General features: G+C 39.7%; 23 protein-coding genes. 14 read left to right on the plus strand and 9 right to left on the minus strand.

The features are described from left to right. The 12 genes from lptE to lipA all read left to right on the plus strand — a co-directional run bounded on the left by lptE (position 1) and on the right by lipA (position 10159). Positions 1 to 492, plus strand: coding sequence for an LPS assembly lipoprotein LptE (gene lptE, locus GQR47_RS04705; protein ID WP_024594704.1), 492 nt, complete (start codon positions 1 to 3; stop codon positions 490 to 492). Continuing rightward, positions 492 to 1529 carry a DNA polymerase III subunit delta gene (gene holA / locus GQR47_RS04710; protein WP_002958525.1) on the plus strand — a complete coding sequence of 346 codons (1038 nt, stop codon included), beginning with the start codon at positions 492 to 494 and terminating at the stop codon, positions 1527 to 1529. The genes lptE and holA overlap by 1 nt, the downstream gene beginning before the upstream one ends. Positions 1530 to 1546: 17 nt before the next feature. Beyond that, positions 1547 to 2182, plus strand: a complete 636-nt coding sequence (gene nadD, locus GQR47_RS04715; RefSeq protein WP_024594705.1) for a nicotinate-nucleotide adenylyltransferase — start codon at positions 1547 to 1549, stop codon at positions 2180 to 2182. A gap of 55 nt (positions 2183 to 2237) precedes the next feature. Continuing rightward, positions 2238 to 2555, plus strand: coding sequence for a ribosome silencing factor (rsfS, locus tag GQR47_RS04720; protein WP_002958523.1), 318 nt, complete (start codon positions 2238 to 2240; stop codon positions 2553 to 2555). 37 nt (positions 2556 to 2592) lie between these two features. Further along, positions 2593 to 3063, plus strand: a complete 471-nt coding sequence (gene rlmH / locus GQR47_RS04725; protein WP_002958522.1) for a 23S rRNA (pseudouridine(1915)-N(3))-methyltransferase RlmH — start codon at positions 2593 to 2595, stop codon at positions 3061 to 3063. A 9-nt stretch (positions 3064 to 3072) separates the two neighbouring features. Further along, positions 3073 to 4941, plus strand: a complete 1869-nt coding sequence (gene mrdA, locus GQR47_RS04730) for a penicillin-binding protein 2 (protein WP_154903378.1) — start codon at positions 3073 to 3075, stop codon at positions 4939 to 4941. Next, entirely contained in the window at positions 4938 to 6044 is a 1107-nt protein-coding gene (rodA, locus tag GQR47_RS04735) for a rod shape-determining protein RodA (RefSeq protein ID WP_002958520.1), read from the plus strand. The genes mrdA and rodA overlap by 4 nt, the downstream gene beginning before the upstream one ends. After that, the gene (locus GQR47_RS04740; RefSeq protein ID WP_024603580.1) at positions 6044 to 6808 is read left to right on the plus strand and encodes a septal ring lytic transglycosylase RlpA family protein; all 765 of its coding nucleotides are present in this window, start codon (positions 6044 to 6046) and stop codon (positions 6806 to 6808) included. The genes rodA and GQR47_RS04740 overlap by 1 nt, the downstream gene beginning before the upstream one ends. Before the next feature lie 99 nt (positions 6809 to 6907). Continuing rightward, positions 6908 to 8071, plus strand: coding sequence for a serine hydrolase (locus tag GQR47_RS04745; protein WP_002958518.1), 1164 nt, complete (start codon positions 6908 to 6910; stop codon positions 8069 to 8071). A 174-nt stretch (positions 8072 to 8245) separates the two neighbouring features. Then, on the plus strand, positions 8246 to 8524 hold the full coding sequence (gene ybeD / locus GQR47_RS04750; RefSeq protein WP_002958517.1) for a DUF493 family protein YbeD: 279 nt from the start codon (positions 8246 to 8248) through the stop codon (positions 8522 to 8524). A gap of 19 nt (positions 8525 to 8543) precedes the next feature. Beyond that, the gene (gene lipB, locus GQR47_RS04755) at positions 8544 to 9197 is read left to right on the plus strand and encodes a lipoyl(octanoyl) transferase LipB (protein ID WP_010554695.1); all 654 of its coding nucleotides are present in this window, start codon (positions 8544 to 8546) and stop codon (positions 9195 to 9197) included. Further along, positions 9194 to 10159: a lipoyl synthase gene (gene lipA / locus GQR47_RS04760; RefSeq protein WP_002958515.1), complete on the plus strand. Its 966-nt coding sequence runs from the start codon at positions 9194 to 9196 to the stop codon at positions 10157 to 10159. Before lipB ends, lipA begins: the two co-directional genes overlap by 4 nt. 80 nt (positions 10160 to 10239) lie before the next feature. On the opposite strand, the gene GQR47_RS04765 is transcribed toward lipA, so the two are convergent. Beyond that, positions 10240 to 11526, minus strand: a complete 1287-nt coding sequence (locus GQR47_RS04765; RefSeq protein ID WP_024597053.1) for a VCBS domain-containing protein — start codon at positions 11524 to 11526, stop codon at positions 10240 to 10242. A gap of 242 nt (positions 11527 to 11768) precedes the next feature. On the opposite strand from GQR47_RS04765, the gene GQR47_RS04770 reads away from it, so the two are divergent. Both GQR47_RS04770 and GQR47_RS04775 read left to right on the plus strand, forming a co-directional pair. Next, entirely contained in the window at positions 11769 to 12008 is a 240-nt protein-coding gene (locus GQR47_RS04770) for an RNA-binding protein (protein ID WP_002958513.1), read from the plus strand. 394 nt (positions 12009 to 12402) lie between these two features. After that, positions 12403 to 14022 carry a M28 family metallopeptidase gene (locus GQR47_RS04775; RefSeq protein WP_024597052.1) on the plus strand — a complete coding sequence of 540 codons (1620 nt, stop codon included), beginning with the start codon at positions 12403 to 12405 and terminating at the stop codon, positions 14020 to 14022. A 36-nt stretch (positions 14023 to 14058) separates the two neighbouring features. Here GQR47_RS04775 and GQR47_RS04780 read toward each other — a convergent pair whose 3' ends face one another. The 8 genes from GQR47_RS04780 to GQR47_RS04815 form a co-directional block, all read right to left on the minus strand. Next, positions 14059 to 15006 (minus strand): PDC sensor domain-containing protein, encoded by a 948-nt coding sequence (locus GQR47_RS04780; RefSeq protein ID WP_024603579.1) that lies wholly within the window; start codon positions 15004 to 15006, stop codon positions 14059 to 14061. Between the two features lie 220 nt (positions 15007 to 15226). After that, on the minus strand, positions 15227 to 15442 hold the full coding sequence (locus tag GQR47_RS04785; RefSeq protein WP_024597051.1) for an EF-hand domain-containing protein: 216 nt from the start codon (positions 15440 to 15442) through the stop codon (positions 15227 to 15229). Positions 15443 to 15522: 80 nt separating this feature from the next. Next, complete coding sequence (locus tag GQR47_RS04790; protein ID WP_024597050.1) at positions 15523 to 15729, minus strand: hypothetical protein; 207 nt, start codon at positions 15727 to 15729, stop codon at positions 15523 to 15525. A gap of 169 nt (positions 15730 to 15898) precedes the next feature. Then, on the minus strand, positions 15899 to 16111 hold the full coding sequence (locus GQR47_RS04795) for a calmodulin (RefSeq protein ID WP_007585535.1): 213 nt from the start codon (positions 16109 to 16111) through the stop codon (positions 15899 to 15901). A 597-nt stretch (positions 16112 to 16708) separates the two neighbouring features. After that, complete coding sequence (locus GQR47_RS04800) at positions 16709 to 16924, minus strand: TIGR02450 family Trp-rich protein (RefSeq protein ID WP_024596091.1); 216 nt, start codon at positions 16922 to 16924, stop codon at positions 16709 to 16711. Between the two features lie 70 nt (positions 16925 to 16994). Continuing rightward, positions 16995 to 17348 (minus strand): cupredoxin domain-containing protein, encoded by a 354-nt coding sequence (locus GQR47_RS04805; protein ID WP_024596090.1) that lies wholly within the window; start codon positions 17346 to 17348, stop codon positions 16995 to 16997. A gap of 20 nt (positions 17349 to 17368) precedes the next feature. Beyond that, entirely contained in the window at positions 17369 to 19615 is a 2247-nt protein-coding gene (locus GQR47_RS04810) for a heavy metal translocating P-type ATPase (protein WP_154903377.1), read from the minus strand. Continuing rightward, positions 19605 to 20048, minus strand: coding sequence for a MerR family transcriptional regulator (locus GQR47_RS04815; protein ID WP_024595963.1), 444 nt, complete (start codon positions 20046 to 20048; stop codon positions 19605 to 19607). The genes GQR47_RS04810 and GQR47_RS04815 overlap by 11 nt, the downstream gene beginning before the upstream one ends. Positions 20049 to 20057 lie beyond the last annotated feature (9 nt).

A 20057-nucleotide genomic window follows, 5' to 3' on the forward strand; every position in this document is an offset into this window, starting at 1 on the left:
ATGGCTGCATTTAACGCCATTAAAAATGGACTAGCCTTAGTGCTAGTCTGTTTTTTGTTATCAAGCTGTGGCTTTCATTTAAAAAAAGCCTCTAGCTTGCCTGATAACTTAAAACAGCTAACACTTGTAGGCGATGATGAAAAATCGACTTTATTTACTGAGCTTAAAAAAGAGCTTAAAGCGAGTAACGTAGAGCTAGTATCGTCAGCTAAAGATAAAGCCCAATTGTATTTACGCAAAGAAAGTATTGAACGCCAAACTCTTTCGCTGTTTCAAAATGGTCAGGTTGCTGAATACGAACTTGCTTATGGCGTGTCGTATGTAGTTAAACTCCCTGGCGAAAAAGCGATAGAAAAACGTTTTGAGCTTTACCGTAATTACCAAGACGATCCGGATCATGCATTAGCAAAAGCAAAAGAGCTTGAGCTACTCATTAGCGAGATTCGTGAGCAAGCCAGTCGTCGTATTGTTAGAGAGCTGTCGCAACTATAATGCGCTGCTATGCTAATCAACTACCGAGTGAATTAAATAAAGGGCTAAAGCCCTTTTATTTAGTATTTGGTGAAGAGCCTTTTCAAGAAGCGCAGTGCGTACAACAAATTCGCGACTGTGCTAAGCAACAAGGTTTTGATGAAGTAATTAAGTTTACTTTAATGCAAGGATTCGATTGGCAAGAAATCATAGCCCAGTATCAGAGCATGTCGCTGTTTAGCGCCCGCACTATTATTGAGCTTGATTTAAACCAACAAAAGCCAGGCGTTATTGGCAGCAATACCTTTAAAAAAGTAGTTGAGCTGGTTAATCCCGATACTATTTTAATTGTTAAAGGCGCTAAAGCCAGTCAAGAAGTACAACGTGGTGCGTGGTTTAAAGCCCTTGATAAACTAGGCGTGTTCGTACCTTGCTACCCACTTACGGGCTCTCACGTAAAACGATGGCTTGATGAGCAATGCCAACGTTTATCACTTAATATGCAAAGCGACGCCAAAGTAAGCTTAATAAATGCCACTGAAGGCAACTTATTAGCCTGTTTTCAGGAGCTTGAAAAGCTCTCGCTACTACACGGCAATGCATTAATTACTCAGCAACTAGTTATGCAAGGGCTGTTAAATCAAGCCAAGTTTGATATTTTTGATTTAAGCGATGCACTATTAAATGGCCACGCTAAACAAGCTATAAAAGTACTAAACAAACTTGCCAGCGATAACACCGAAGTGGTGAGTATTTTGTGGGCTATAACCAAAGAGCTTAATACACTTATAAGTGTGCAACTTGGTTTATTAAATGGCGAACCCATAGCAAATTTATTTAAACAAAAAGCAATTTGGAAAAACCAACAAGGTCCAGTTCAAAACGCAATTAACCGTTTAAATATGCACACACTGGAACAAATAAACAGTGATGTTGCGTTGTTTGATGCCAGTTACAAGCAAGGTAATTTAATTGCACCTTACCAAGCGCTTGCTCATATTTGTATTAAATTTTGCCAGCCGCTCAACATTCCTATGCCGTGCCACGCGGTTAATTAATAAATAATGGGTGTTAAATGATCGCAATTTTTGGTGGCACTTTCGACCCCGTCCATTTAGGCCATCTAAATATGGCGCAGCAATGCGTTAATGCGTTTAATTTAGATACGCTTTATTTTATGCCCTGTGCACTCCCTGCACATAAAGCAGCTCCGGGAATTAGTACGCAGCACCGTATTAATATGCTAAACGCAGCTATTGCACCTTATCCTCATTTTGAACTCGATTTAAGAGAGCTTAACCGAGCTGGTCCATCGTATTCGCTACTTAGTTTGCAAGAACTTCGTAAAGAGCACCCCACTACACCTATTTTATTTTTAATTGGTATGGACTCGTTTAACAATCTCGATAAGTGGTTTGAGTGGAAGGCAATAACACAGCTTTGCCATATTGTGGTGTACCAGCGCCCAGCTCAACATTGCACTGTAAAAGGTGAGCTCAAAAGCTATATGCAACACGCAAATGCTGGCGAAGTAGCGGCACTTAAACACTCACTTGCAGGTAAACTTTATTTTTTACCGGGCGAAATGCTCGATGCGGCCTCAAGTACAATTCGCAAGCAGCTAAAAAAAAGTAATAAAAAGAATGAACTATTGCCCGATGCAGTGAGTCATTACATAGAAGTGCATCAGCTCTATCAAATTGATGCTTAAAAACTCCTAGCGTGTTAAAATGCGCGCCATTAAATTTTTAAATTGAGACAAAACCTTGGATTCAAAACAACTACTCGCCTTTGCTATGGACAAAATTGACGATATGAAAGCGCGTGACATCGTTCATATTGACGTAACTGAAACATCAGATATTACAGATTACATGGTAATTTGTTCTGGTACTTCTAAACGCCACGTACAGTCAATTGCCGATCACTTAGCAAAAGAAGCGCGTCATGCAGATTCAGAGCCACTAGGTTATGAAGGTGAAGGCGACGGCGAATGGGCACTGGTTGATTTAGGTGATGTGGTTGTACACGTGATGCAAAACGAAGCACGTAGCTATTACGATCTAGAAAAACTGTGGGGCTAAACGCTCACTCATTTTAGACAATGCTTGGAAGTAATACGTGAAAATACAAATGATTGCTGTTGGTACTAAAATGCCAGCATGGGTAGAAACGGGATTTGCAGAATATCAGCGCCGTTTCCCTAAGGATATGGCGCTAGAGTTAATCGAAATTCCAGCCGGTAAACGTGGTAAAAATGCAGATATAAAGCGTATTTTACACATTGAAGGTGAAAAAACATTAGCGGCTATTCCAAAAGGCAATCGTATTGTAACGTTAGAGGTAACAGGGAAAGCACTGGATACTCACCAACTTGCTAAAAATATGGAAAAATGGCAACTCGATGGCCGCGATGTAAGTTTACTTATTGGCGGACCTGAAGGACTTGCTCCAGAGTGTATTGCAGCGTCTGAGCAAAAATGGTCGTTATCTAATCTAACATTGCCGCATCCTTTGGTGCGTATAATTGTTGCAGAGAGCCTTTACCGAGGCTGGAGCTTAAATAACAACCATCCTTATCATCGCGAGTAACCCCTTGCCATGCTAAAACATAGACCCACTATTCGTGACCACTCCGCAGAAGCAAACTTATTTGCTAGGCGAGCATTCGTGGGTTTTGTTTTTGTATTAGGATTAGTCGCAGTATTGCTTTCTAATCTTTATACTATTCAGGTCGAAGATCACCAAGACTACCAAACCCGCTCCAACGATAATCGTATTAAAGTTATTCCTATTGCACCCAACCGTGGTTTAATTTACGACCGTAACGGTGTGCTACTTGCTGAAAACAAACCTGTTTACAACCTTGAGGTCATCCCCGAAGAGGTAGACGACCTTGACGAATCGCTTGATCAAATAAGTAAAATAATTGCGATTACAGAGCAAGACAAACAAGACTTCTTAAAAGATATAAAACACACCCGTCGTTTTAAATCACAAGTATTAAAAGCTCGCTTAGACGAAACAGAAGTGGCGAAATTTTCGGTTAATCAACATAAATTCCCTGGTTTTAGCATTGAGGCACGCCTTGCACGCTACTACCCATTTGGCGACACACTAACGCATGCGCTCGGTTACGTTGCCAAGCTTAATAGAAAAGAGCTAAACCAATTAGAACAAGAAGACCGTGCAACCAATTACCGCGCTACGCACGACATTGGCAAACTCGGCATAGAAAAATATTACGAAGAAACACTGCACGGTAAAGTAGGCTCACAACGGGTAGAAGTTAATAACCGTGGCCGTGTAATACGCACCCTGAGCATGACCCAACCGCAACCTGGTAGCGACCTAGTACTTACTTTAGACGTGGGCTTGCAACAAATAGCACAACATGCGCTTAAAGATATGCGTGGCGCTGTTGTAGTTATGGACGCCAAAGATGGCGGCGTGCTGGCACTTTATTCAAACCCAAGTTACGATCCAAACTTATTTGTACACGGCATTAGCAGCAAAAATTATAAAGCGCTGCTTAACCAAGACCGGCCATTAATAAACCGTACTACGCAAGGTCGTTATGCGCCGGCCTCTACGGTAAAGCCCTTAATGGCTGTATTAGCGCTTGAAGAAAATATAGTAAATGAAACAACATCAATGTGGGATCCAGGCTTTTTTGAAATACGAAACGTAGAGCATAAATGGCGTGACTGGAAACGTTGGGGCCATGGTCATGTAGATGTATACAAAGCCATTGAAGAGTCGTGCGATACCTATTTTTACGATGCGGCTTATCGATTAGGCATTACTAAAATAAGCGATTTTATGGCCCGTTTTGGCTACGGTGATTTGTCAGGTATTGATATTCACGAAGAAACTACTGCTATTCTACCTTCAAAAGAATGGAAAGAAGGACGCTTTAAAGAGTCTTGGTGGCCTGGTGATACTATTTCGGTAGGCATTGGCCAAGGTTACTGGACTGCCACACCAATTCAAATTGCAAATGCAACTAACATATTAGTTAATCGTGGTATTAATCATCCCCCTCATTTGGTGCAAGTAATAAAAAAAGATAGCGACATAACGCAAATTAACAACGAAGAAAAACCTCCTGTTATTTTAAAAGATCCGCGCCATTGGCAAGTATCGTTAGATGCAATGCATAATACAGTACAAAAAATATCAGGCACAGCCCACAAAGCATTTAAAGGGACTAACTACGACTCGGCTGGTAAAACCGGTACCGCGCAAGTAGTTAGTATTGCCCAAGGTGAGCGTTACGATGCAGAATCTCTAAAAGAGCGCCAACGCGATAATACAATTTATGTAGGCTTTGCACCTTATAGCGATCCTAAAATTGTGGTTTCTGTTGTATTAGAAAACAACCACGGCGGCATTCAAATAGCTCGCCAACTTATGGATTACTACTTTGCAGCCAACCCTGTTAATCTTGCAAGGAACGAGACACCATGACCGCTTTGCACGATAAACGCTCTATTTGGATGCGTATGCACCTCGACCTACCGCTGCTTATTGCACTACTTATAATGATGGCTGGCAGCATAATGGTTGTTTACAGCGCAAGCGGGCAAGAGTCTTCTATGATGATTAGGCATATGACCCGCATGGGCGGTGCGATTGTTGCTATGATTGTTTTAGCCCAGTTTTCGCCTGCCACGTTAAAGCGGTTAGTGATCCCACTTTATTGTGTTGGGTTATTAATGCTAGTCGGTGTACTTTTATTTGGAGTAAGCTCAAAAGGCGCGCAGCGTTGGCTCAATTTAGGGGTGACACGGTTTCAACCTGCAGAATTAATGAAGTTGGCAGTCCCGATGATGGTGGCTTGGTATATAGGTAGAAATCACTTACCACCTCGCCCGCTACATTTAATTATTGGTTTTATGATTGTAATGCTCCCTACATTATTAATTAAAGAACAACCCGATTTAGGTACCGCTATACTTATTGCAAGCTCAGGTATATTTGTATTATTTTTGTCTGGGTTGAGTTGGCGTTTAATAGGGTTTTTAAGCTCGATTGTAGCGCTTGCTGCATGGCCATTTTGGCACTACGGTATGCACGATTATCAAAAACAACGTGTACTCACCTTTTTAGATCCTGAGAGCGATCCGCTTGGTTCGGGTTATCATATTATTCAATCGAAAATTGCTATTGGATCAGGCGGCATAGAAGGTAAAGGCTGGTTGCTTGGTACACAATCGCAATTAGAGTTTTTGCCAGAGCGCCACACCGACTTTATATTTTCGGTTTTAAGCGAAGAATTTGGCTTATTCGGCGTATGTGTTTTACTTAGCCTGTACTTATTTATTATTGGTCGTGGTTTATACATTGCTGTTAATGCACAAGATGCATTTGGTAAATTGCTCGCAGGCGCACTCACCCTCACCTTTTTTGTATATGTATTCGTAAACATAGGCATGGTATCGGGTTTATTACCTGTTGTAGGCGTACCTTTACCACTGATTAGTTATGGTGGTACATCGATGGTGACGTTAATGGCAGGATTTGGCATTATTATGTCAATCGCGACAGATAAAAGGATGCTTTTAAAATAATGCGACACACGAATCAGTTTATATTTACTACATTATTAATTTTACTTTTAAGTGCTTGTAGTAGTGGGCCAAGTAGCCGTTATAGTATGCGTCATGATGCAGCGCCATTAAGAGCTCCAACTACACTTGAGATGCAAGACGCTATAGTTACCGAAACCACTAAAAGTGCTAGCGCTAGCCGCCCATACACAGTGCTTGGTAAAAGCTATTCGCCCATGCTTGATGAGACGGGTTATAGTGAGGAAGGCATTGCCTCTTGGTATGGTCGTAAATTTCATGGTTATCACACCTCAAATGGTGAAACGTATGATATGTTTGCCATGACCGCAGCGCATAAAACGCTGCCACTACCTAGCTTTGTTAAAGTAACCAATACAGCAAATGGTAAGTCGGTAATCGTACGCGTGAACGACCGTGGCCCATTTCATGACGATAGAATAATTGATCTTTCGTACGCAGCCGCTTATAAGCTTGGCTACTACACCCATGGTACAGCAAAGGTTAAGCTAGAGGCCGTTACGCTTGCGGGCGCAACTGCGCGTCAAACCTATATTCAGGTAGCTGCAGGTAGTACACTTGCTAATATTGAAGCACTTGCCAGCACATTGCGAGAGCAATACAAATTACCAACAAATATTGTGCAAAAAGACGATATTTACAGACTGCATTTAGGGCCAATAAAAGATACCCCTCATGCAAACGAAGTATTAAAAAAATTAAAAGAAAATCAATTTCAAAACGCGTTCTTGCTTTACACTCAGTAAGACTAATACCCAAACCAGCCCAAGATGCTCGCATCTCGGGGTAGTTTGGGTATAAAATGGCGTAACGCGAATCTTTAACTTTAACCATTAATGAGTATGATGAAATCTATTAAACATAAAATCCTCAAAGGTGTATGCGGCCTAGTTTGTACAGCCGCCGTATTCTCAGCCAGCGCCCAAATTATTCCGGCACCACCTCAAGTTAATGCGAAAGGTTATTTTTTAGTCGACTTTACAACTGGTAAAGTTATTGCTGAAGGTGAAGCCGATACACAGCTAGCACCTGCAAGTTTAACTAAAATGATGACCAGTTATGTAATTGGTACTGAAATTAAAGCAGGTAATATTGCCACTACCGATATGGTAACGGTAAGCGAAAAAGCATGGGCTAAAAACTTTCCAGAATCTTCAAAGATGTTTATTGAAGTAGGTAAACAAATTAGTGTTGATGAGCTTAACCACGGTATTATTATTCAATCAGGTAATGATGCATGTGTAGCAATGGCTGAGCATATTGCTGGAAGCGAAAGCGCATTTGCTGATTTAATGAATGCCCATGCTGCTAAATTAGGTATGAGCAACAGTCACTTTATCAACAGCCACGGCCTTGATACTGACGAGCACTTCACAACTCCACGCGATATGGCGACACTTGGTGCTGCTCTTATTCGTGATGTGCCAGATGAATATGCACTTTATAAGCAAAAGTCATTTACTTATAACGGCATTAAGCAATATAACCGTAACTCATTATTATGGGATGAAAGCTTAGATGTTGACGGCATTAAAACAGGGCATACATCAGAAGCTGGTTACAGCCTAGTTACCTCAGCAACTAAAAACGATATGCGTTTAATTGCTGTTGTTATGGGTACCTCAAGCGAACGAGCTCGTAAAGTAGAAAGTAAAAAGCTACTTAACTATGGTTTTCGTTTTTATGAAACAATTACTCCGTACAAAGCAGGCGATAGCTTTGCAGAACAACGTATTTGGATGGGTAACAAAGAGAACGTATCTTTAGGTATTTTAGAAGATACACCAATTACTATCCCACGTGGTCAGCATAAAAACCTTAAAGCTAACTTTGAGCTAGATAATACGCTTGAAGCACCACTTGCTAAAGGTACTAAAGTAGGTACGTTATTCTTACAACTAGAGGGCGAAGATATTGCTCAATACCCACTAGTTACACTTGAAGAAGTGGAAGAAGGCAGCTTCTTTAGCAAAATTTATGATTACTTACGCTTACAGATCATGCAGTAATTTATATCTCCCCTATTAACTAGGTAACTAATTTAAACGTCTCCACTGTGAGGCGTTTTTTTTTGCTTGAAAAATGTTAGAATGCGCCCCATATAAGCAAGACTGCTAATTGCCTATCTGTATTAAGCTTCAAGCTTGCATAGAGTCCACACTTTTGTATGAGGAGTCACCGTCGTGGTTCAACCTGTTAAAGATACTAAATTTGATGAGTACCTAGAGTACCCTTGCCCATTTACATTCAGAATAATGGGTTTAGCTAACGTAAACTTAACTGATCAAATTTTAGCTAAGTTACAACCAATAGCACCTGGCGATTACGCCCCTAAAGTAAAACCAAGCAGCAAAGGTAATTACGAGTCAGTAAGCCTTGTAGCAACAGTTACTAGTGGCAAACACATTGAAGAAATTTACAACGTGATCAGCAATATTGATGACGTACGCCACATGCTTTAATCCATAGTTGAGATTTGTTGTGAACGAAAACACTTTGATCGTACGCCAACTGGGTCGTCAGCGTTATATGCCAATTTGGCAAAAAATGCAGGACTTTACCGACACCCGTGATGAAAATACGCCAGATGAAATTTGGCTTGTAGAGCACGAGAGTGTATTCACCCAAGGTCAGGCTGGTAAGGACGAACACTTACTAGCTCCAGGCGACATTGAGGTGATTAAAGTTGACCGTGGCGGGCAAGTAACTTACCACGGCCCTGGCCAGCAAATGATGTATGTATTATTTAATCTACGTCGTTTAAAGATTGGTGTACGTGAACTGGTTACTTGGCTTGAAGAGTGCATTATTGAATCACTCGCCGAGTATGGTATTGAAGCTTATGCTAAAGCTGATGCACCAGGTGTATACGTTAATGACAGTAAAATTGCATCCCTTGGTTTAAGGGTTCGTCGTGGTTGCTCGTTTCATGGCTTAGCATTAAATGTTAACATGGACCTAAGTCCATTTTTACGCATTAACCCATGTGGTTATGCGGGCATGAATATGGTGCAAACTAAAGAATTAGATGGTCCTCAAAACCTAGAAAGTGCGGGTGAAGGATTGGTGAAACACATGATCAAGAAGCTTAATGCAACACAGGTTAAGCATACTGAAGGGTTTGAAAACGAATGAATAAACCAGTCAAAATGGAACCAGGTGTAAAACTACGCGACGCAGAAAAAATGGCGTTGATCCCAGTAAAAGTTTTACCTACAGAAAAAACTGAAATGTTGCGTAAGCCAGAATGGTTAAAAATTCGCTTACCTAAATCAACCGATCGTATTGACGGTATTAAAAAAGCGCTACGTAAGCATGGCTTACACTCGGTATGTGAAGAAGCTTCGTGCCCTAACCTATCTGAATGTTTTAACCACGGTACAGCTACCTTTATGATTTTAGGTGCTATTTGTACTCGTCGTTGCCCATTTTGTGATGTTGCTCACGGTCGCCCATTAAAACCTGATGCCACTGAACCTGAAAAGCTAGCACTTACTATTAAAGATATGAAGCTAAGCTACGTTGTAATCACTTCAGTTGACCGTGATGATTTACGTGATGGTGGTGCACAGCATTTTGCCGATTGTATTCGCGAGATTCGTAAACATAATCCAACTATTACTATCGAAATCTTAGTACCTGATTTTCGTGGCCGAATGGACCGCGCACTAGAGATACTAATCGAGACGCCACCAGATGTGTTTAACCACAATCTTGAAACTGCGCCACGTTTATACAAACTAGCTCGTCCAGGTGCTGACTATAAATGGTCTTTAGAATTACTTCGTCGCTTTAAAGAAGCTCACCCAGAAGTAAAAACTAAATCAGGCTTAATGGTTGGTTTAGGTGAAGAAATTAGCGAAATTGAAGAAGTACTTCGCGATTTACGTGCTCACAACGTTGACATGCTAACTGTAGGCCAGTACCTACAACCTTCTAAGCATCACTTACCGGTTAAGCGCTACGTGCCACCAGTAGAGTTTGACGGCTTAAAAGCGTATGCAGACGAAATTGGCTTTACTCACGCGGCTTCTGGCCCGTTTGTACGTTCAAGCTACCATGCTGATCAACAAGCAGCGGGTAAAGAAGTGAAATAATCACTTTTATCAAAAAATTAAAAAAGCCGTTAATGATGCATAATTATTAACGGCTTTTTCATGCTAATTGATAAAATAGCTTACTGCGCTATCTTACCTTTTGTAATAGAAAAATCAGCAAACCTAACACGTTCTTCATCAGCGCGAAGGCTGTCGGTTTCAACAATTGAGCGGTATATTCCCCACTTAGGACGAGCAAAATCAGCATCACTAAAGCCGCGCCACATATCTATGTTTTGCTCGCTTATATTAAATATCTCTGCATTATCGCTTAAGCGCGTTAACGTCATATCAAACTTACCGTTTTCACTAAATGTAGCTTGTACAAATACCTTGACCCATTCATCTGTAATGAGTGACCAGTCGGTTTCAATGAGGTTTTTATCAAGCCCTGTGCTGTTACCGTTTTCATCAAAGCCTGCACTATATCGCACTTGCAGTTGATTGCCTGTACTGTTTTTTTGTGCACCCGAGAGCGTAATAACAGGCTGGTCGTCATTACCATTAGTATTATCGTTGCTGTCATTTCGGGCTTTTATTTGAAAAAAATGGCTAAACTTACTCGTAAGCTCAAGCTCGCTGCTTACTTTAAATTTCCAGCTATATTGAAATGTCTCACCCTCAAACGCCAGTGTTTCTTGTGGTGATTTATCGTAGGTTTTTATTTCGTTACGTTGTCTATCACTTGCGCCTTTGTCTTTATCTTGGTCATCATCTCGGTGAGCTAAAAAGACAAAATGGTTACCAATTATCGTATCGGTATCTTCAATAATATGGACAACACTTTGATGATTGCCAGCATATAAGTCTGGAGATTCAATTGACCCTTCGCCGAAGGCATTTTCAATAAGCGTGTATGCGTCAAGCCCCGAATTAACGCCATCTGATCGCAATAAAACGTGTGATATTTTCTCAAAGCCATCAGCTTGAGCTATTGGTGCACCTACAATTGTTATGATAATTTGTGCGCTGGTACTATCTACAGAGTTTACTGTTATTGTATCTTGTAGTGTTTCACCTTCACTTAAAGATGTTATTGAAGCGTTTAAATCGTCAAGTGTGTATGACCAATCTCCACCAGCATTTAAGCTAAAAAAACCATAGCTTGTAGCGCTATTTTCTTGTGCTACAAAAGCAGCTTCACCTGATTGTTGATCCGTAATAGTTAACGAGCCTGTTATTGCATCATTACTATCGCTAATAACTTCACCTAGAGTGTTACCACCAATTGTTGCAGGAGTTTGTGAAGAAATCGCTTCATTATTTTGCACCGTAGGATCAGAGCCTGAGCTGCCACAACCAGTAACTAAACAAGATAGAAGTATAGCTGTAACTGTATTACAGGGTTTAAGGGTATATTTAGACATGAGTAGTTCTGCGGTTAATAGTAAGTTAATTAAATATGAACTTACCAATTTATTGTACAAATAACCACAACTCAATTACCAATTTACTGATATTTTAAATTTAATTATAAAATCTATTATTTTCATAGTGATACAAAAAATTATTTCTATAGAGTGTTTATTTATATTTGTTTTAAAATAAAATTAGGTTAAACCTGAGTTACTTGAGATAATTAATACTGACATAATTATTTAGGTTCATTATGAAACTATTAGTTCGTAACTTGTCTCGTGCTACCACTGAGCATGAGCTTCGTACTTTATTTGCAGAGCACGGTAAAGTGACTACTTGTAACTTGGTACTTGATAAAGAAACTGGCCAATCTAAAGGTTTTGCCTTTGTAGAAATGCCAAACGACATAGAAAGTAAAAGCGCAATTACTGCACTTAACCAATCTACTGTTGATAAAAGTAAGATCCGCGTAAAACTTGCAGACGCATAAAGCTAACTGCAACCTATGCAAAAAAAACCAGCTAATGCTGGTTTTTTGCTTTTAGTGCCAAGTATTGTATTTAAGCTTTATATTTAGCTAAAAAAACTAAGCGGTTATTAAATCGCTTTTTTTATACTTATAGTGCCCAGTATTATAAAAGAAGCAGACAGCACAAAAAATGTCTCCTGCTCAGCTAATATTGCAGCAGCAAAAAATGCAATGCCACTAGCTATAAATACCCACTTTTTTACATTGGCCCATTATGTGCTCCTTTAGATTGTTCGTTATTTATACGCCTTATAATATCAATCTGCAATTGAATGAAAAGTTCTCTATAAAAATTCGACATCGCTGCGGTGCTTCCTTTATATTGAAAGCCTAATTAAATAACAATATGAAGACTATGGCATCTACTCTTTTAAAAAGCGCTAGCCTAAGCTTGCTAGTTGCACTCTTTGGCTGCTCAGAGCCTGCAAGCGAACAAACTCCATTAGAAAATACAGCAGGTGTAAGCCTTAGCAATATTAAACAGCATATTAAAACGCTAGCCTCTGATGACTTTGAAGGCCGAGGCCCGCTTACTCATGGTGAAGTAAAAACCGTAGGCTACTTAAGCGAGCAATATAAAGCGTTGGGTTTAACCGGTGCTTATAAAGGTAAATACTTACAGCCTGTAAAAATGGCAATGGTGACAGCTAATCAGGATATGCAGTTAAAGGTAGGTGATTTAAGCTTTGAATCAGGTAAAGACTTTACCGCACGTACCGAGCAACTTCAGCCATTAATTGATGTACGCAATTCTGACGTTATATTTGTTGGCTATGGTATTAATGCACCAGAATATAACTGGAATGACTATAAAAATATTGATGTAACTGGTAAAACTGTGGTTGTGCTAGTTAACGATCCAGGCTTTGCTACTCAAAACGACGCCCTTTTTACTGGTAATGCAATGACCTACTACGGTCGTTGGACTTATAAATATGAAGAAGCCGCTCGCCAAGGTGCAAAGGCTGTATTTATTGTTCATGAAACCGCGCCTGCGGCATATCCTTGGGGCGTAGTTGAAAGTTCAAACACCGGCACTAAATACACGTTAATGGATAACAATTTAAACGCGTCTAAATTACCGGTTATGGGCTGGCTAACACTTGATGCGACCGAGCAAATGTTTAACGCCGCAAAGCTTAACTATCAAGATTTAAAACAAGCAGCATTAAATAATGACTTTAAAGCGACGCCACTTAACTTAAAAGCAAACCTTGCCTTTAAAAACGAAGTATCACATGCCAAATCGCATAACGTAGTTGCACAAATTACAGGTAGCGAATCACCTGACGAATACGTTGTTATTAGCGCTCACTGGGACCACTTTGGTACTAAACAAACTGATACTGGCCCTAAGATTTATAATGGCGCAGTAGATAACGCTTCAGGCACTGCAGCCACGCTTGAAATAGCACGTATAATGAGCGAAATGAACAAGCAAAAACCATTTAAACGCTCAATTATTTTTGCTAACTTTACAGCAGAAGAAACAGGGTTAATTGGTTCTGAAGAATTTGCATCAGGTGCGGTTGTACCTACAAAACAAATGGTCGGTTTATTAAATATTGATGGCATGAACGTGCTTGATGGCACTGACTACATTTTACAATACGGTAAAGATTTATCGACAATGGAAAACTATTTAGCAAAGGCTGCAAAATCACAAGGCCGTGTTGTTAAAATGGATCCTCGCCCGCAAAATGGTTTGTTTTTTAGATCAGATCATTTCTCGCTTTCTAAGCAAGGCGTGCCTAGTTTATTATTTATGAGTCTGGGTGATACCGATCCTGAGTACATTGCGCTTAAATACCATAAAGAAGCAGACGACTACTCAGCTGGTTGGTCGTTAGGTGGTGTTAAGCAAGATATAGATCTTATTGTTGATATAGCCACACAGCTTGCAAATAATGGCGATTGGCCAAAGTGGACGAGCGAGTCTGACTTTAAAGCCAAACGCGCGCAAGATAAGCAATAAATAGCTATTAAATAGTTATGTAATATAAAAATCCTCCTACTTGGAGGATTTTTGTTTTAAACGAGCGCGCATTAATAGCGTTTCGGCCTTTGCCCCTAAATAAACATAAATAGCCAGTGCAATTAAAAGCCCTACCACTGCCAGCATCATCGCTATGGCAGGCATTAAATATTCCGATTGCCCCAACGCCGCTTTAAACATAGTTAACAGCGCCTCAATTGATATAGCAATCAACACAGTAGAGATAAACCGTGTAATAGTGCGCCGCGTAGACGAGTGCCTAAAAATATCCTTATGCATCAGGATTTCTTCTTCGAGTATTGTTTTACCTAAATCGAATACTGCTAATGCTAGGGTGATGTAAATAATGATGCTAAAGGGTTCAAGTGGGTCTGATGAGGTATCTACATGAGTTAATAGAGCGTATATATCACTAAAAACGATATTTAGTAAAAATAATACTAAGCAAAATAAGCACGCCACAATAATACCGTAACCCGCCTTGAAGTAAGGCGACATATTAGCGCGCGCAGTATCACCCATTACAAACTCAATAAGCTGCGTTAAGCTCACATCAACAACCAAGTAATGTTGATTATTAATTGGTTTTTTTAGCTCTTTAATCGCCGATATACATAAATGGTTAGTCGCTATAGAAATATAGGGATCAGTAAAGCACACTTTATCACTTGCTTTAGCGTTCAAAAAATAGGGTCGCTCACTTAAATCTTGTTGATTACCACTTTCACCTAATTTTTTGCTGTATGCGCGTTTAAAGCAGACGTTATTACCCTGCTGCAAACCTTCTGCATTTAAACAATATTGTAATTCTAAAAATGGGTACTGCTTAATCAGATAGCGAGTATCACGTTCTTTAGTTAATCCGTCCTCAATACTCATTAAAATAGATTCAAGTAAACTGTGTATTACATGCTCATATTCGTGGTAGCGCTCAACACTACTGATATAACTCATTCGCGCCATTTTAAATACTCATTAACCTAAGTTATAAATAGATTTGCAAGTTTAAAACCAACAATAAAATAACTTAACAATCAGTAACTTGACACTATTCAAACTCAAGTTTTGCACTACTTTGGTGACTAAATAGTAATATATTAAATTAAATGCACAAAAAAGCAGCTAAGTATTAATTACTTAGCTGCTTTGTGAGTATGACTGGTAAGGTTCTACATAGAGCTTATTACTGAACCTTCGAAAACTCTTCTTTAGATAACTCGCCATTTCCATCTGTATCTAATTGATCAAAAAGCTGTACTAGTTGCGAATTTACTTGGGCTTCTGTTTTGCTAATTACCCCGTCGCCATCTGTATCAAAAGAATCAAAATCTACCGCAGCAAACGCCGCTGAAGAAGAAGCTAGGGCTACAAGAGCTAGAGTTTTATGTAATGTTTTCATAATCGTTTCCTTAGGCTTTGGGCCTGATTAGGGGTAAGAAGTCCTTTTCAAAGATCCTTTAGGAGTAAAGTGTCTATAAATTAATATTCAAAAAAATCATTTTCTGTCGGACCACCGCTACTTTGAACATTCAGCTCGTCAAATTGCTCTATCACTTGCGCCGATTCTTCAGAGCGACTAATTGAAGCGTTGTCGTCTGCATCGCGTGTTTCAAAGTCTGTGCTTGCAAATACTACTGACGAAGAAACAATAGCCATAAGTACAAATGTTGATTGTAGCTTTTTCATAATTTAATCCTTCAAAAGTATGCGGTGTCCTAAATAAATTTGCTCTATAGTGCTCTCTAGTCACTTCCTGGTTATTCTTTTTAGTAGGCTCCCTTGCCTACTTAGGTTGTCTTTGGCAACTCAGAATTTAGATAACATCACAGAGCATTAACTGCTTAAGGCTTTAATTTTAGGCCTTAGAAAACTCATCTTCAGATAGCTCACCATCTTGGTTAGTATCGAGTTCTTCAAACTTGCTTAAAAGCTCAGCATCTACTGAGGCTTCGGCTTGGCTGATTGCGCCATTACCATCTACGTCTAGCGTATCAAAATCTGTTGCTGCAAAAGCCGCTGATGAAGAAGCTAGCGCCATTAGTACTAATGTTGATTGAAATGTTTTCATAATAGTATTCCTTCATTGGGTTGTTGCGATTAAGGCCTTTGGCTTTCATCACGTTTTGCTTAATACACTCTAGGTATTACAACTTCGGTGCCACTTTTTATTTATTATTTAAAAACAATGAGTTAAATGATATAAAGCGAGAAAAGCTTAATTTGGGGAGGTGTTATTGTTGCTATTTAGCAACAGCCGTTTAACTAAAAATAATAAACCATTATAAATCAATTGGTTAAGTTTAATTAAAAAGACACACTTTTGCTAAAAAGCCAATAAGGGGGCGTTTAGGTTAGCCTTCAAAATAAACTGAATATGAACATGGAAATTACATAGGATTTATTTGCGGCTATTAAATAATTAATTTATTTACAATCAGTAAGTTATATTGTTTTTGAAATTTATTATAAAAATTTTGGAAAGATATTTTGAAATTAACTGTTTTGTTGCCAAATGGCGAATTTATCTAGGAAGGTTTCAATGCTAAAGCTAAGTTGTAGCATTCAACTCATAGTTTAATGCGCTGTAAAATGTAGGTTTGCTTAAATTAAGCAAACCTACATCGCGTGCCAGCTATTGGAGTGAGGTAAATTATGTAGATTTAAACTACTTCCACCCTTGCAGCCACTTTTGGTTATCCTTTAAATCTCGCCAACTAATTGGATATTGATTTTTTGACATAACAGCCTCAGTAATACATTCAATTACATTGCCGTCTTCATCAAATTCCACCTCAACAATAATGAAGTGTTTTTCTTTATTTATAGCAGGTGATGCGGTCCATTTACTATTCAATAATTTTTTAGGGTTTAGTTTATTCATTTAATGTAACCACTCCTACTCATAGCTTATATAAGGCAACTATACGACCCCAACACCTACTTAGTTCAGACTACTCTGCAACTAGCTTGCCTTTGTACATTTGCATTTGGCAATGAAAGTCATACTCACCGGCTTCAAGCGCAGGTAGTTTAACCGTATTGCCATCACCCATTGCCAGCGTTTTACTTATATCAAGCTGTGGAAATACCACTGTTTCGGCGCACGGCGCGCTGTCTTTTCTATCAAAGGTAAGTACAACCTCTTTGTTGGCTGCCACTTTAATGTGTCTTGGCTTATAAACACCGTTATCAACGACTATCGTTACTTTGTTGTCATCACTTTGTGTTTGCTCTGGTTTGTATAGCCAAAACCAATAAATAATTGCAGCTATTAACAGTGCACCACCTATATTAATCATCAACATAATGTACTCCTTAGCTTAAATTACGATTTATTTGGTTTGAAAAAACGTAAGCGATTAGCGTTACTTACCACTGTAAGCGATGAAAGTGCCATAGCTGCACCTGCAACAACAGGGTTAAGTAGGATGCCAAAAAATGGATACAACACGCCGGCTGCAATCGGAATACCCGCCACGTTATAAATAAAGGCACCAAATAGGTTTTGTTTAATATTTGAAATAGTTGCATTACTCACTGCAATTGCATCAGCAAGGCCATGTAACGAACCACGCATTAAGGTAATGTCTGCACTTTCTATTGCAACATCGGTACCTGTACCAATTGCAAATCCTACGTCGGCTTGTGCAAGTGCGGGAGCATCGTTAATACCATCACCTGTCATACCCACTATTTCACCATTTGCTTGGCGTTTTGTTACTTCGTTTACTTTATCATCGGGCATTACTTCTGCAATAAAGTCATCAATACCAACTTGTTTAGCAACGGCTTGTGCAGTGGCTTTGTTGTCACCTGTTAGCATGACTAGGTGGGTACCTTTATCTTGCAGGCGTTTAATAGCTTCAACTGAATCCTCTTTAATTGGATCGGCTACTGCAATAGTAGCGTGGAGCTTATTATTACTTGCAAAATACATGGGCGTTTTAGCATCACTGGCAAGTGTTTGAGCTTGCTCGATTGCATCATCAACGGCCACGTTGTATTTATCCATTAGCGCTTTATTGCCAAACAACAATGTTTGCCCGTCAACACTGCCAGTGACACCTTTACCTGTAATTGCATTAAAGTCGGCTACTTTACTTAAAGCTAAGCCCTGCTTTTTAGCGTGTGCCGTAATTGCTTGGGCTAGTGGATGCTCTGAGCTACTTTCAAGGCTTGCAACAAGTTGCATTACTGTATTTTCATCACTGTTATTAAAGGTAACTACATCGGTAACTTGCGGTGTGCCTTGAGTAATAGTGCCTGTTTTATCTAAAATCATGGTGGTGATTTTAGATGTTGTTTGCAGCGACTCACCATTTCGAATTAATATTCCTGACTCTGCAGCTTTACCAATACCCACCATAACCGACATAGGGGTTGCGAGTCCTAGCGCACAAGGACAAGCAATAATAAGTACAGTGGTAACCGCAACAACGGCATAAGCAATTGATGGCTCAGGTCCAAAGTTTAACCATGCAAGGCCTGCAAGCACCGCAATAATCATGACTGTTGGTACAAATATTCCTGATATAACATCAGCTAAGCGCCCTATTGATGGCTTTGAGTTTTGTGCACGCTTTACCATATTGATAATATTGGCAAGTGTGGTTTCGCTACCAATGTGCGTGGCTTTAAATAATAAAGTGCCACTTTTATTAATACTTCCGGCAACGACTTTATCGCCCGTTTTTTTGCGGACGGCCATTGGCTCACCAGTAAGCATTGACTCATCAACCGTACTGCTGCCTTCAATAACATCGCCATCCACAGGGATTTTTTCACCCGGGCGTACGCGTACTTCATCATTTTTTACAACATCACTAATGTCGATGTCTTGCTCTTGACCATCACGAATTACGCGTGCAGTTTTTGGTTGCAGGCCAATTAAGCGTTTAATTGCTTGTGAGGTGCGCCCACGTGCTTTTACTTCAAAAGCGAGCCCTAAACTAATTAAACCGATGATCATCGATGATGCTTCAAAATATACGTGTCTTGCGACTTGTGGTAATAAGTTTGGTGCTATTACCACAAACATTGAATACAACCACGCAGTACCTGTACCAAGCGCTATTAATGTATCCATATTGGCAGCATGGTTTTTGAATGCCTGCCATGCACCGTTGTAAAATTGTTTACCTGATATAGCCATAACCACAAGCGTGACTATACCCACTAAAAACCAGGCTATTCGTTGTGTGTCGGTGGTCACACTCATATCAAAAATAAGCCCGTATATCATTAACGGTGCACCGACCCCTAACGCTAATATCATATTACGCATTAGCTTTTTGTAATGTGCCTCATCCGATTTTGCTTTTTCATCAAGTGCATCTTGATCAGACTCGTTACTCATTGGCTTAGCTGAATAACCAATGTTTTCGACTGCTTTAATAAGCGTGCTTTCGCGGGCTTTACCTTCTACACGTACTGTACGCTGTGCAAAGTTCATTTCTACATTTTGCGCACCTTGCACGCTATTAAGGGCTTTTTCAATTTTAGCCACACAACTGCCGCAATTAGCGCCTTCAATAATAAAGTTTTGCGCGGTGTCTTTTGTATTAGTCGTCATTACGCTGCTCCTTATTTGCAGAATCGTTTATTGGATCAACAAAAGATTCTATTAAACTACACACGTCACTGGCATTTGCACCATCGGCTGATGTATCCCATTGCGCCAGAGCTGCATGCATTCTATTTCGTAATTTTAATGTTTCTTGAAATAGTGCTTCGGTTTCTTCTAGGCGTTTAGTAATGAGTTTACGCGTTAACGGACAAGGACAATTCCCCTGCTCAGACTCGCCTATAATGTGTTGAATATCTTTGAGAGAAAAACCAAGTTGACGAGAGCTAATAATAAACTTTAAACGCTGCTGGTCTTGCTTTGTATATTCTTGATAACCATTTTCTTCACTGCGTATTGGATGAAGTAACCCAATTCGTGTGTAATGACGAACAGTATCTGCAGTCACGCCCATTAACTTGGCGAGTTGTTTAACATACATAATTTAACT

This window comes from Pseudoalteromonas sp. Z1A2 (genome assembly GCF_011378755.1).
Taxonomy (GTDB): domain Bacteria; phylum Pseudomonadota; class Gammaproteobacteria; order Enterobacterales; family Alteromonadaceae; genus Pseudoalteromonas; species Pseudoalteromonas distincta.